This is a genomic window from Thermoanaerobaculia bacterium (assembly GCA_018057705.1).
Classification (GTDB): Bacteria; Acidobacteriota; Thermoanaerobaculia; order Multivoradales; family JAGPDF01; genus JAGPDF01.
On the sequence record JAGPDF010000043.1, the window covers coordinates 1 to 12,457 of the forward strand.

Sequence of the window (12,457 nt, forward strand, 5' to 3'; positions counted from 1 at the left end):
GTGCTTCCCGCTCGCTCTCGCGAGACAAAAACGGAAAGAGGCTCCGGAAGAGCGTTGATTTGTTCTTCATTGTCAACATTTTCGCGTGAGATGCAAGAGTTTCGTGAAAGTTTTTTTCGAATCTCTCGCTTCAGCCGCGACGATTCGTGGCGCGAGAGGCGACATCACGACCGCGATCGAGCCGCTGCCGACGATCGCAATGCGCGCGCGCGGCGCCTCGCCGAAGGCTTCAGTCTTCGTGTGGCGCGCCACCTAAGAGCGCGAGGAAGCGGCCGCCATAGCGCTCGAGTTTCTTCTCTCCGATACCGGGAAGCTGCGCAAGCTGCGCGGCCGTGGTGGGCCGCAGCAGCGCCATCTCGCGCAGCGTCGAGTCGTGGAAGACGACGTAGGGCGGGACGCCGGCGGCCTTGGCGAGCTCCAACCGCAGGGCGCGCAGGCGCTCGAAGAGCGCGCTCTCCGCGCTGCCGCCGGCGATTCCGGCGGCAGGGGCGCGGCCCTTCGCCGCGCGCAGCTTCCTGCCCTTCTTCGCCGGTTCCTGCTCGAACCGGAACTCGACCTTCTCGGCGCCGCGGAGCACCGGCGCGGCACGCTCGGTGAGGGCAAGGGTGTTGTGTCCCTCGGCGTCGGTGACCAGGAAGCCCCGCGCCACCAGCTGCCGGAAGACGCCGCGCCAGCGCCGGACGTCGAGCTCGGTACCGACGCCGAAGGTCGGCAGCTGGTCGTGGCGAAAGCGTTCGACCTTCTCCGTCTTCTCGCCGACGAGGATGTCGACCAGGTGCTGCGCGCCAAAGCGCTGGCCGGTGCGGGCGACGGCGGAGAGGGCCTTCTGCGCCGCGATCGTGGCGTCCCAGGTGGAGATCGGCTCGAGGCAGGTGTCGCAGTTGCCGCAGCTTCGGGGAGCCTCTTCGCCGAAGTAGCGCAGCAGGACCGAACGGCGGCAAGCGGTCGTTTCGCAGTAGGCGAGGAGCGCGTCGAGCTTGCGGCGCTCGACGGACTTCCTCTCCGGCGGCGCCTCGCCGCGCTCGATCATGGCCCGCAGCTGCACGACGTCGGCAAGGCCGTAGGCCATCCAGGCGTCGGCGGGGAGGCCGTCGCGCCCGGCGCGGCCGGTCTCCTGATGGTAGGCCTCGAGACTCTTCGGCGAGTCCATGTGGGCGACGAAGCGGACGTCCGGCTTGTCGATCCCCATGCCGAAGGCGACGGTCGCGACGACGACGACCCCCTCTTCTTCCTGGAAGCGCGCGAGCACCCGCCGGCGTACGTCGGCGTCGAGCCCGGCATGGTAGGCGAACGCCTTCACCCCCTTCTCGGCGAGGAGCGCCGCGGTCGCCTCCACCTTGGCGCGCGAGATCCGGTAGACGATGCCGGCGTCGCCGGAATGCTCGTCGGCGAGGAAGGCGAGAAGCTGCCGGCGGCCGCCGTCGTCCTTGTCGACCACGCGGTAGCGCAGATTCGGGCGGTCGAAGCTGGCGATGAACAGCCGCGCGTCCCGCAGCTCGAGTCGCTCGACGATCTCTCGCCGCGTCGGGGCGTCGGCGGTGGCGGTGAGGGCGATCCGCGGCACGCCGGGGAAGCGGGCGGCCAGGGTCGCGAGACCCAGGTACTCGGGGCGGAAGTCGTGCCCCCACTGCGCCACGCAGTGCGCCTCGTCGATCGCGAAGAGCGCCAGCCGGACCCGGCCGAGGAGGTCGAGGAAGCGCTCGGTCAGGAGCCGCTCGGGTGCCACGTAGAGCAGGTCGAGATCGCCGGCCAGGAAGCGGCGCTCGACGCGCGCCTGGTCGCGTCCGTCGAGGCTCGAGTTCAGGAACTCGGCCGCGATGCCGAGCTCGGCGAGCGCCGCGACCTGGTCCTGCATCAGCGCGATGAGCGGTGAGACGACGATGCCGGTGCCGGGGCGCAGAATCGCCGGAATCTGGTAACAGAGCGACTTGCCGCCGCCGGTCGGCAGGAGGACGACGGCGTTCCTGCCCTCGAGCAGGGTGTCGACGATCGCCTCCTGCTCACCGCGGAACTCCGGATAGCCGAAGAGCCGCAGGAGAACGCTCCGCGCCGCCTCGCTCAAGAGCGCCCGCCGGCCGGCGGTGCGCTCATCCGGCGTCCGCCAGGCCGATCCGGGCGAGCAGCGCCTGCTCGACCTCGGCGACCGGAATCTCGTGCAGGATGCCGCGATGCGTCGCGCATTCGCGGCGATGGCAGGGGAAGCAGGCCGGGCGCCGCGCGAGCACGATGTCGGCCGGATTCCACGGGCCGTTTCTCGCCGGATCGGTCGGACCGAAGAGCGCCACGGCGGGCGTTCCCACTGCGCAGGCGAGGTGGAGCGGGCCGGTGTCGGCGGCGACGATGGCGCGCGCCCGCCGGGCGAGCGCCGCGAACTCGAGCAGCGAAGCCGGGAAGCTCGCGATCGCCGCGCCCCCGGAGGCGGTGACGACGCGATGCGCGAGCGCCTCCTCGCCGGGTCCCCAGCAGACGAGGGTCGGAATGCGGCGCCGGGCGAGGCGCCGGGCGAGCTCGCCATACTGTTCGGCCGGCCAGAGCTTGGAGCTCCAGCCGCCCCCTGGATGGAAGAGGATCGGGCGCTCGACCGCGAGCGCCGCGAGCTCGCGATCGACCCGCGAGGCCTCGCGTTCGAAAGGCGGCAGAGGAAACTCGCGCCGCCCGACGGCGGAAAGACCCAGGGCGGCGAGCAACGCGAGGTTCTTGTCGATGACGTGCGTGACTCCGGGCGGCAGCGCATGGCGCTCGGTGAGCATCAGCGACGAGAGCGGTTCGCGGCGTGCGCTACCGCCGAAACCGATCCGGCGCCGGGCCCCGCTGACGCGTGCCCAGAAGCTCGACTTCCAGAGTCCCTGGAGGTCGAGCGCGATGTCGATGCGCGCCGCGCGGAGCTCGGCCACGGCCCGAGAGATGGCTCCCGGAACGAAGGGGCTGCGGGCAGGAATCGTCACGCAGGCGGCGACCGCCGGATTTCCGGCGACGAGCGGGCGCCCGGCGGGCTGCACGGCCCAGACGACCTCGAACCCGGCCGCCGCGAGCGCTGCCGCGACCGGCAAGGTGTGCACGATGTCGCCGATCGCCGACAGGCGCACGAGCAGGAGCCGCTCGCCTGCGCCGACGCCCGCTGCGAGCGCGGAGCCGGAATCGCCGCGGGGAGCCTCGGGGGTTGTCGGACTGGAAGAGACCGGGACCATCGCAGGTCCGCATGCTAGCCGATACGCCGCGACGGCGGCCTCGTCGCCCGGCGGAGTTCACCGGTTGCGGGCCACCGTCTGCCGACGCAGCGGTGACAGGTCCGCGGGCGCGGCGTAAGTTCCTCCCACAGCGCCGGACGAGCGTGGCGCGGAGGAGGGTGGGATGGGCAGAATCGGCATGGATACGGTGAATCGAGGGATCTGGGGCTTCTTCCTGATCGCGGTCGGCGCGATGCTGCTGGCGGTGAACCTGGGAGTGGATCTGCCGCACCGGGTCTGGAACTACTGGCCCTTCCTGTTGATCGCCATGGGAACGGCGAAGCTCGCCCTCGGCGCGCGCGACGGCTGCGGCGACGGCTTCTGGCTGCTGCTCGGCGGGCTCTACGGCTGGATCAGCATCTGGCACGTCTGGGGGCTCGCCTGGGGGACGGCTTGGCCGATCTTCGTCATCGCCGGCGGTCTCTCGGTGCTGCTCAAACCGGCCTTCGCGCGCCGCAGGCGGCCCGACGGTCGCGATGGTGGACCGGCGAACGCCGTGGAGGTGGATCATGTCGGATGAGTTCGGCCTCCGTACGTCACTGCGCGACCGTGCGCCCCGAAGTGCCGGCGAGGGGTCGGGTCCCGCAGCCTGGTTTTCGCCGCGACTCATCCTCGGTCTCGCGATCGTCGCGCTCGGCAGTCTCCTGCTGCTCGACAACCTGAACGTCATCGAAGCCGATCCGATCTACCGCTTCTTCTTCCCCGGAGTTCTCCTCGCGGTCGGCATCTCGGTCCTCGTCCAGGGCAGCATCTGGGGCTGGGTCTGGATCGTCGGCGGCGGGTGGGTGCTCGCCGAGAAGCTCGACTACGTCGAGCTCAGCTTCTTCCAGCTCTTTCTCCCGGGGGCGCTCCTTCTGGTCGGCGGCTCGCTCGTCTACCGGACCTTCGTCCGGCCGAGCTCGGCTCCTTCGGGACCGGAGGATCCGGCGAGCTACGTGCGCGCCTTCGCGGTGATGAGCGGCAACGAGCGCCGCGGCATCGCTTCGACCTTTCGCGGCGGCGACCTCGCCGCCTTCATGGGCGGCGTGACGCTCGACCTTCGCCAGGCGAAGATGACGCCCGAAGGAGCGGTTCTCGACACCTTCGCCTTCTGGGGTGGGATCGAGATCAAGGTGCCCGAGAGCTGGCAGGTGAGGGGGGAAGTGATCCCGCTCATGGGCGGCTTCGAAGACAAGACGCGCCCGAAGGCGGGCGCCGTCGAGGGGACGCTGGTCATCCGCGGCTTCGCCATCATGGGCGGGGTCGAGGTCTCGAACTAGAGCGGGCGCCGATGCACCCGATGATCGAACGCCCCGTCCGCCTCGTCGCCTACCTGGGCGTCGCCGCGATGTTCGGGGGGCTCCTCGCCTTGCTCGTGCAGGCGATCGCGCCGGGGAGCCTGCGCGGTGCCCTGGCGCTCTGTCTGCCGCTGGCGCTGGTCTACGCCTTCCAATGCCTCTCGGTCTGGTATCCGGTACGCCAGCTGCCGGCGAACCGCGCCGGTGCGCCGCGTCTCGTCCTCCTGCTGGTCGTCGCGTCGTTCGCTTCGGCGGCCATCTGGACGGTCGTCGGACATCTCTGGGCGCGCCTGCTCGCCGAATCGGCCGGCTTCGCCGGGCTCCCGGCGCGCTTCGCGGCCGCGCTGCCGCTCTTCTTCGTCGTCGGTGTTTTCCTCTTCGCGCTCGCGACGCTGGTGCACTTCCTCTTCGTCGTCGTCGAGCGCTCGCGCGAAGCCGAGCGCCGGGGGCTCGAGCGCGAGGTGCACGCCCGCGAGGCCGAGCTCAAGTCGCTCAAGGCGCAGCTCGATCCGCACTTCCTCTTCAACAGCCTGAACTCGGTCTCGGCGCTCATCGGCTCGGACCCGCCGGCGGCCCGGCGCATGTGCTATCTGATGGCCGGCTTCTTCCGCAAGAGCCTCGGGCTCGGGCAGCGGCAGAGCATTCCCCTGGCGGAGGAGATCTACCTCGCCGAGACCTACCTCGCGATCGAAGAGGTGCGCTTCGGTGCGCGGCTGCGCACCCGCTTCCACGTCGCGGAGGAGACGCTCACGCTGGCCGTGCCGCCGCTCGTGCTGCAGCCGTTGATCGAGAATGCGGTGCATCACGGCATCGCGCACCTGGTCGAGGGAGGCGAGGTGACGATCCTCGCCGCGCGGCGCGGCGAGTTTCTGGAGCTTGCGGTCGAGAATCCTTGCGATCCCGAGCGCCCGGCTTCGCGCGGCGCCGGCGTCGGCCTCGGCAACGTCCGGGCGCGCATCGAGGCGCTCTTCGGGCATCGTGCGCGGGTCGACGTCGAAGCGCCGGCGGAGAGCTATCGTGTCCGCCTCCTCCTGCCCGCGGAACCTGCGTCCTGAGCCAGTGGCGCGGGCGTCGCGAAGATGGCACCAACGACGGCGCCCGGGAGTGAGAGGATGCGTCCGATGCGCGCCCTGATCGTCGATGACGAGGAGCTGGCCCGGGCGGTCCTGCGCGAGCTCCTTGCCGCCCACCCGGAGGTGGAGGTCGTGGGCGAGGCCGGAAACGGCTTCGCCGCCGTCAAGCTCGCCGAGGAGCTCGCGCCCGACCTGCTCTTCCTCGACATCCAGATGCCGAAGCTCTCCGGTTTCGAGGTGATGGAGCTCCTGGGAGACAAGGTCGCCGTGATCTTCGTCACCGCCTACGACGAGTTCGCGCTCAAGGCGTTCGACGTCCATGCGGTCGACTACCTGCTGAAGCCGGTCGAACCGGCCCGCCTCGGCGAGGCGATCGCGCGTGCGGCGAGGCGCCTCGACCTCGAGCAGGAGCGTCCTTCTGCCACAGCGGTCGCCGCCGCGGCGCGGCCGCCCGGCCGGCCGCTCGAGCGCGTGCTGATTCGCGAAGAGGGTCGGGTGCACGTCCTGCCGCTCGCCAAGATCGACTTCATCGAGGCCCAGGACGACTACCTGTCGTTCGCCGTCGGCGGCAGACGGCTGCAGAAGCAGCAGACCATGGGGGAGCTCGAAGCGCAGCTCGACGCCGGTCGTTTCGTGCGCGTCCATCGCTCCTACCTCCTGAACGTCGAGCGCCTCGCGCGGCTCGAGCTCTACGCCAAGGACAGCTGGATCGCGATCCTCGCCGACGGCACCCGCATTCCGGTCTCGCGCACCGGGCATGCGCGGCTCAAAGAGCTCCTGGGATGAAGGCGGGGGCGTCGGCGTGCTGATCGAGATCGAGCAGCTCGTCAAGGAGTACGACGGCCAGCGGGCGCTCGCCGGCGTCGATCTCGCGATCGCTGCCGGCGGCACGGTGGGCCTCCTGGGACCGAACGGGGCCGGGAAGACCACGCTGGTCGAGATTCTCGAGGGGCTGCGCGAGCCGACATCCGGCCGGGCGACCGTCTTCGGCCTCGATCCCCGACGAGACGCGCGGGCCCTGCGCCTGAAGATCGGCGTGCAACTCCAGGCGACCGCCCTGCCTCAGGAGCTGCGGATCTCGGAAGTCCTGCGGCTCTACGCGGCGCTCTACCCGAGCACCCTGGCGCCCGCCGTGGTGCTCGAGCAGGTCGAGCTCATGGGCAAAGAGCGCGCGCTGGTGCGCACCCTTTCCGGTGGCGAACGCCAGCGCCTGGCGCTCGCCCTGGCGCTCCTGCACGACCCCGAGTTGCTGATTCTCGACGAACCGACGGCGGCGCTCGACCCGGTGGCCCGGCGCGGCGTGCACGCAATCGTCGAGCGTCTCGCGGCGGCGGGCAAGACCGTGCTGCTGACGACGCACTACATCGAAGAGGCCGAGAAGCTCTGCAAGAGGGTGATCCTCCTGCGTCGTGGAACGGTGGTCGCGGACGGCTCGCCGTTCGAGCTCATCGGCCGCGCCGCGGGGCTCTCGACGCTCTGGATCGAGATCGAGGGGCCGTTCGATGCCGGCCCGCTCGAAGCGGCGGGTGCCGTCGCACAGGGTCACGAGGGCCGCCACCTGCGGTTCGCGGTCAGCGATCCTGGAGCGGTGATCGTCGCCCTCGGCGACCTGCTGCGCGCCGGCGGCGGGAGGCTCGTCGACCTGCGAATGCGCCGACCGACGCTCGAAGACGTCTACCTCGAGTGGATGGGCGAGAGCGCTCCCCAGGGACTCGGCGAGGAGCAGAACCCATGAGCGTCGTCCGCAGCTCTCTGGCCCTCGCCTGGTCCTACCTGGTCGAAAACTCGCGCTCGCGGCCTGCGATCTTCTGGACGCTCGCCTTTCCGCAGCTCTTCCTCTTCGTATTCGCGTTCGTGTTCGCGGACGGTGAACCCGAGAAGGTCGCCTACATGATGCCCGGGCTGCTGACCCTGACCACGATCACCTCCGCCTTCTTCGGTTACTCGATGCGACTCGTCGCCGAACGCGAGCGCGGAGCGCTGCGCCGGCTGCGGGTCACGCCGACGCCCGCGGGAGCCGTCGTGGCCGGACACATGATGCACGGGATGGTGAATCTCTCGGTGTCGCTGCTGTTTCAGCTCGCGCTCGCCAAGCTCATTTTCCGCTTTCCGATCGAAGGCTCGATCGGAAACCTCCTGGTCATGCTTCTGGCCGGCGAGCTCGCTTTCGTGCCGCTCGGGCTGTTCATCGGCTGCATTGGGCGGGACACGCGGTCGGCGCCGGCGCTGACCAACCTGATCGTGTTCCCGCTGATGTTCCTCTCCGGGAGCGCCATGCCGTTCTTCCTGCTGCCGGCGTGGGTGCAGAGCGTGGGGAGACTCCTGCCGGCGACCTACCTCAACGAGGGGCTCCAGCGGGTGATGATCGCGGGCCAGCCGCTCGCAGGACTCACCGGTCCGATCGCCGTCCTCCTTCTTTTCGGAGCGCTTGGACTGCTGCTCAACTCGATGCTCTTCCGCTGGGAGTCCTCGGACGCCCTGCCGCTCGGGCGCCTGGCGATCGGCCTCGCTCTCCTCGCCCTGACGTTCGGCGCGGTCGCGCTGTGGGGCCCGGAGCTCTCCATGGCGACGGCTCCGAGCCTCTGAGACGGGGTATACACTCGCCCGCATGACGAGTCCGCCGGTGCCTGAACGTTCGAGCCTCGGGGCCCTCTCGCCGGCGCTGGGCATGGCCGCCGGCGTCGTCGTCGTGGCCGGGCTGAAGCTCGGCGCGCCGTTTCTCGTGCCGCTCGCCTTCTCGCTCTTCCTGGCCATCCTCGCCATGCCGCTGCTGCGCTGGCTGGTCGCGCGGCGCTGGCCGGCGTTTCTCGCCGTGCTGGTGACCATGCTCCTGCTGGCCGCAGTGCTGGCGCTCTTCGTTCTGCTCTTCCTCGGATCGGTCGGCGAACTGCGCGAAGTCGGGCCGCACTACTACGCGCAGCTCGACGAGCGCCTCTCCTACACCGTCGACTGGTGGCAGGCGAAGGGGATCGCGATCCTCGACTGGGTGCCGCTCAAGTGGCGCCAACCGCAGACGCTGGCCGAGCTCGCGGGCGGAACGGTCAAGGGGCTGCTGCACCTGCTTTCGCAGACGACGATCGTGCTCCTGACCCTGGTCTTCATCCTGTTCGAGGCGCTGGTCGTGCCGCGCAAACTGGCGCGCCTGCCGGCGCACCTGCGCGAGCCGCTGCTGCGTTTCAGCGCGGTCTCCCAGGAGCTCCAGCGCTACCTGCTCATCAAGACGGCGATGTCGGCGCTCATCGCCATCGTGATCGGGCTCTGGGTGGCTCTTCTCGGGGTCGACTTCCCGGTGCTTCTCGCCCTCGTCGCCTTCGTCTGCCACTTCATCCCCAACATCGGCGCGGTCCTGGCGGCGGCGCCCGCAATGCTCTTCGCCTTCATCCAGTACGACCTCGTCCAGGCGCTCGTCGTCGGGGTCGGCTACCTGGTGGTCGGGACCCTGCTCGGCAACCTCGCTGAGCCGGCGCTCCTCGGCCGCCGGCTCGGCATGTCGACCCTGGTGGTCTTCCTCTCGCTGCTCTTCTGGGGCTGGCTCTGGGGCCCTGTCGGGATGCTGCTCTCGGTGCCGCTCACCGTGACCATCAAGATCCTCCTGGAGCGCAGCGCCACCTGGGGTTGGGTTGCGATCCTCCTCGACTCGGGGGACCACCCCCGCGCGGTCAGCGCCCAGGGCGACCCTCTCGGAGCGCCGTCCGGCCCGGACGATTCGTCGCCGAAGCTCGGTCCGGGCTTGCCCGGCGCTTGACTTTCTCCGGCCGGTCCGTATCATTGCCTTGAAACTGGACTGTCCAAGTCCTGATTCTCCGAGGCGCCCACCATGATCCGGATGACCAAGCAGACCGACTACGGGTTCGTCCTGCTCACCCGGCTGGCCGTCGAGCCGGGGAGGGCGATGAACGCCCCCGATCTCGCGGGGGAGACGAAGCTGCCGTTGCCGATGGTGAGCAAGATCCTCAAGTTGTTGGTACGCCAGGGCCTGCTGGCTTCCCACCGGGGTGTCAAAGGGGGCTATGCGCTGGCCCGTCCGGCGGCCGAGATCCACGCCGCCGAGATCCTTCGCGCCCTCGAGGGCGCGGTGGCGCTCACGGTCTGCATCGAAGGCTCACCCGGCGAATGCGACCGGGAGCCTTTCTGCACCGTGCGTGGGCCCTGGCAGCGGATCAACAAGGCGGTCTTCGAGGCGCTGGCCGGCGTGACGCTCGCCGAGCTGGCGGGCGAGACGGCTCCCCGGCTCGTGCAGTTGGGTGGCGCGCTCGGCCGCCCCGGCCGCGGGCAGGACGGCTTCGCGGGTATCGGCGGCCAGGGCAGCGCGGGCAGCCAGGCAAGCCCGGGCAGCCGAATCGAATCGCATTGAAGTTGGAGAACAGATGACCACGACCGATACCCAGACCATCGAGCAGCTGGCGACCCAGGAGTACAAGTTCGGTTTCATCACCGAGATCGAACAGGAGACCCTGCCGCCCGGCCTTTCGGAAGAGACAGTGCGGAAGATCTCCGCTTTCAAGCGGGAGCCCGAGTGGCTCCTCGAGTGGCGCCTCAAGGCGTATCGTCACTGGCTCACCATGACCGAGCCTGACTGGCAGAATGTCCACTATCCGGCGATCGACTATCAGTCGATCATCTACTACGCGGCGCCGAAGTCGACCAAGGACGGGCCACAGACCCTCGCCGACGTCGATCCGGAGCTCCTCAAGACCTACGAGAAGCTGGGCATCCCGCTGCACGAGCGGGCGGCGCTCGCCGGCGTCGCGGTGGACGCGGTCTTCGACTCGGTTTCGGTCGCGACCACCTTCAAGGCGAAGTTGCACGACATGGGGATCATCTTCTGCCCGTTCTCCGAGGCGGTGCGCGAGCATCCCGAGCTGGTGAAGAAGTACCTGGGCTCGGTGGTTCCGTACTCCGACAACTTCTTCGCCACCCTGAACAGCGCCGTCTTCTCGGACGGCTCCTTCGTCTTCGTTCCCAGGGGCGTCAAGTGCCCGATGGAGCTCTCGACCTATTTCCGGATCAACGCCCGCAACTCCGGCCAGTTCGAGCGCACCCTGATCGTGGCGGAGGAGGGCGCGACGGTCTCCTATCTCGAGGGCTGCACGGCGCCGATGCGCGACGAGAACCAGCTCCATGCCGCGGTGGTCGAGCTCGTCGCCCTGACCGACGCGTCGATCAAGTACTCGACGGTGCAGAACTGGTATCCGGGAGACAAAGAGGGCAAGGGCGGCATCTTCAACTTCGTCACCAAGCGCGGCAAGTGCGAGGGGGCGCGTTCGAAGATCTCCTGGACCCAGGTCGAAACCGGCTCGGCGATCACCTGGAAGTACCCGTCGGTCATCCTCAAGGGCGACCACTCGATCGGCGAGTTCTACTCCGTGGCGGTGACCAACAACTACCAGCAGGCCGACACCGGCACCAAGATGATCCACATCGGCAAGAACACCCGTTCGACGATCGTCTCCAAGGGGATCTCCGCCGGCCACGGCCAGAACACCTACCGCGGCCAGGTGAAGATCCTCGCCGGCGCCGACGGTGCCAGGAACTTCTCGCAGTGCGACTCGATGCTCATCGGCGAGAAGTGCGGCGCCCACACCTTCCCGTACATCGACGTCCAGAACCCGAGCGCGCGCATGGAGCACGAGGCTTCGACCTCGAAGATCGGCGAAGACCAGATCTTCTACTGCAACAGCCGCGGCATCGAGACCGAGGACGCCGTCTCGATGATCGTCAACGGCTTCTGCAAGGAGGTCTTCAAGGAGCTGCCGATGGAGTTCGCGGTGGAAGCGCAGAAACTGTTGTCGGTGTCATTGGAAGGAAGCGTAGGCTGAAGAGGCAAGGCGCGACTGGACTCACCGTCGAGCGACGGCACCGGTCATGCGACTCGAGATCGACGCGTCAGCGGCAACCGCAAGCGAAGCGGCGCTCTCGAGTCGCATGACCGGCGACGGCGCGGAGATCGGCCAAGCCGGTCGCGAAGGTGGAGCGAGGCCGTCGTTGCCACGTACTCTGGCTCGCCGCTTCGCTTGCGGTTGCCGCTGACGCGTCGAGCCAGAGTCCGTGGCACCGACGGCCAAGCGAACCAATAGGTACTGGTACCTGACTGAACGAGGGAGTTTGAAATGTTGCTAGAGATCCAGAATCTGCACGCCAACGTCGAAGGCCGCGAGATCCTGCGCGGCATCGACTTGAAGGTGAATCCGGGCGAAGTCCACGCCATCATGGGGCCCAACGGCTCCGGCAAGTCCACGCTCGCCCAGGTCCTCGCCGGCCGCGACGCCTACGATGTGACCGAGGGCAAGGTCCTCCTCGACGGCAAGGATCTCCTCGACATGGCGCCCGAAGAGCGCGCCCGCGAGGGCGTCTTCCTCGCCTTCCAGTACCCGGTCGAGATCCCCGGCGTCTCCAACACCTACTTCCTCAAGGCGGCGGTCAACGCGGTGCGCAAACACCGCGGCCAGGCCGAGTACGACGCCTTCGACTTCCTCAAGCTGGTCAAGCAGAAGGTCAAGCTCGTCGGGCTCGACGACTCACTCCTGCAGCGGCCGGTCAACGAGGGTTTCTCCGGCGGCGAGAAGAAGAGGAACGAGATCTTCCACATGGCGGTGCTCGAGCCGCGCCTGTGCATCCTCGACGAGACCGATTCGGGCCTCGACATCGACGCCCTGCGCATCGTCTCGGAGGGGGTCAACAGCCTGCGCTCCCCGGAGCGGTCGTTCGTGGTCATCACCCACTACCAGCGGCTGCTCGAGTACATCGTGCCGGACTTCGTGCATGTTCTGCTCGACGGACGCATCGTGCGCTCGGGCGGCGCGGACCTCGCGCACGAGCTCGAGGCGAAGGGCTACGCCTGGCTCGAGGACGAAGTCGCGGTCGGCGAGCGCGCCTGAGG

General features: G+C 68.9%; 12 protein-coding genes. 10 read left to right on the top strand and 2 right to left on the bottom strand.

Annotation, left to right across the window (positions count from 1 at the left end; all coding sequences use genetic code 11):
* Positions 1–229: 229 nt before the first annotated feature.
* Both recQ and KBI44_13660 read right to left on the bottom strand, forming a co-directional pair.
* On the bottom strand, positions 230–2,062 hold the full coding sequence (recQ, locus tag KBI44_13655) for a DNA helicase RecQ (GenBank protein MBP9145526.1): 1,833 nt from the start codon (positions 2,060–2,062) through the stop codon (positions 230–232).
* A gap of 25 nt (positions 2,063–2,087) precedes the next feature.
* Positions 2,088–3,188: a glycosyltransferase family 9 protein gene (locus KBI44_13660; protein MBP9145527.1), complete on the bottom strand. Its 1,101-nt coding sequence runs from the start codon at positions 3,186–3,188 to the stop codon at positions 2,088–2,090.
* Between the two features lie 163 nt (positions 3,189–3,351).
* Here KBI44_13660 and KBI44_13665 point away from each other — a divergent pair, with 163 nt between their 5' ends.
* The 10 genes from KBI44_13665 (at position 3,352) to sufC (ending at position 12,455) form a co-directional block, all read left to right on the top strand.
* The gene (locus KBI44_13665) at positions 3,352–3,747 is read left to right on the top strand and encodes a hypothetical protein (protein MBP9145528.1); all 396 of its coding nucleotides are present in this window, start codon (positions 3,352–3,354) and stop codon (positions 3,745–3,747) included.
* On the top strand, positions 3,737–4,486 hold the full coding sequence (locus KBI44_13670; GenBank protein ID MBP9145529.1) for a hypothetical protein: 750 nt from the start codon (positions 3,737–3,739) through the stop codon (positions 4,484–4,486). Before KBI44_13665 ends, KBI44_13670 begins: the two co-directional genes overlap by 11 nt.
* 20 nt (positions 4,487–4,506) lie before the next feature.
* Positions 4,507–5,559 carry a histidine kinase gene (locus KBI44_13675; GenBank protein MBP9145530.1) on the top strand — a complete coding sequence of 351 codons (1,053 nt, stop codon included), beginning with the start codon at positions 4,507–4,509 and terminating at the stop codon, positions 5,557–5,559.
* Positions 5,560–5,625: 66 nt separating this feature from the next.
* The gene (locus KBI44_13680; protein MBP9145531.1) at positions 5,626–6,363 is read left to right on the top strand and encodes a response regulator transcription factor; all 738 of its coding nucleotides are present in this window, start codon (positions 5,626–5,628) and stop codon (positions 6,361–6,363) included.
* A complete protein-coding gene (locus KBI44_13685) occupies positions 6,335–7,312 on the top strand; it encodes an ABC transporter ATP-binding protein (protein MBP9145532.1) in 978 nt (325 codons plus the stop codon). The genes KBI44_13680 and KBI44_13685 overlap by 29 nt, the downstream gene beginning before the upstream one ends.
* A complete protein-coding gene (locus KBI44_13690; protein MBP9145533.1) occupies positions 7,309–8,163 on the top strand; it encodes an ABC transporter permease in 855 nt (284 codons plus the stop codon). The genes KBI44_13685 and KBI44_13690 overlap by 4 nt, the downstream gene beginning before the upstream one ends.
* 37 nt (positions 8,164–8,200) lie before the next feature.
* Positions 8,201–9,322 carry an AI-2E family transporter gene (locus tag KBI44_13695; protein MBP9145534.1) on the top strand — a complete coding sequence of 374 codons (1,122 nt, stop codon included), beginning with the start codon at positions 8,201–8,203 and terminating at the stop codon, positions 9,320–9,322.
* 72 nt (positions 9,323–9,394) lie between these two features.
* Complete coding sequence (locus tag KBI44_13700; GenBank protein MBP9145535.1) at positions 9,395–9,931, top strand: SUF system Fe-S cluster assembly regulator; 537 nt, start codon at positions 9,395–9,397, stop codon at positions 9,929–9,931.
* A gap of 13 nt (positions 9,932–9,944) precedes the next feature.
* Positions 9,945–11,396, top strand: a complete 1,452-nt coding sequence (gene sufB / locus KBI44_13705; protein MBP9145536.1) for a Fe-S cluster assembly protein SufB — start codon at positions 9,945–9,947, stop codon at positions 11,394–11,396.
* Positions 11,397–11,690: 294 nt separating this feature from the next.
* Complete coding sequence (gene sufC, locus KBI44_13710; GenBank protein MBP9145537.1) at positions 11,691–12,455, top strand: Fe-S cluster assembly ATPase SufC; 765 nt, start codon at positions 11,691–11,693, stop codon at positions 12,453–12,455.
* Positions 12,456–12,457: the final 2 nt, after the last annotated feature.

Coding starts and splice junctions, on each gene's coding strand:
- KBI44_13700 (MBP9145535.1), top strand. CDS start 9,395: ATGATCCGGATGACCAAGCAGACCGACTACGGGTTCGTCCTGCTCACC.
- KBI44_13685 (MBP9145532.1), top strand. CDS start 6,335: ATGCGCGGCTCAAAGAGCTCCTGGGATGAAGGCGGGGGCGTCGGCGTG.
- KBI44_13680 (MBP9145531.1), top strand. CDS start 5,626: ATGCGCGCCCTGATCGTCGATGACGAGGAGCTGGCCCGGGCGGTCCTG.
- KBI44_13670 (MBP9145529.1), top strand. CDS start 3,737: ATGTCGGATGAGTTCGGCCTCCGTACGTCACTGCGCGACCGTGCGCCC.
- KBI44_13660 (MBP9145527.1), bottom strand. CDS start 3,188: ATGGTCCCGGTCTCTTCCAGTCCGACAACCCCCGAGGCTCCCCGCGGC.
- KBI44_13690 (MBP9145533.1), top strand. CDS start 7,309: ATGAGCGTCGTCCGCAGCTCTCTGGCCCTCGCCTGGTCCTACCTGGTC.
- KBI44_13665 (MBP9145528.1), top strand. CDS start 3,352: ATGGGCAGAATCGGCATGGATACGGTGAATCGAGGGATCTGGGGCTTC.
- KBI44_13675 (MBP9145530.1), top strand. CDS start 4,507: ATGATCGAACGCCCCGTCCGCCTCGTCGCCTACCTGGGCGTCGCCGCG.
- sufB (MBP9145536.1), top strand. CDS start 9,945: ATGACCACGACCGATACCCAGACCATCGAGCAGCTGGCGACCCAGGAG.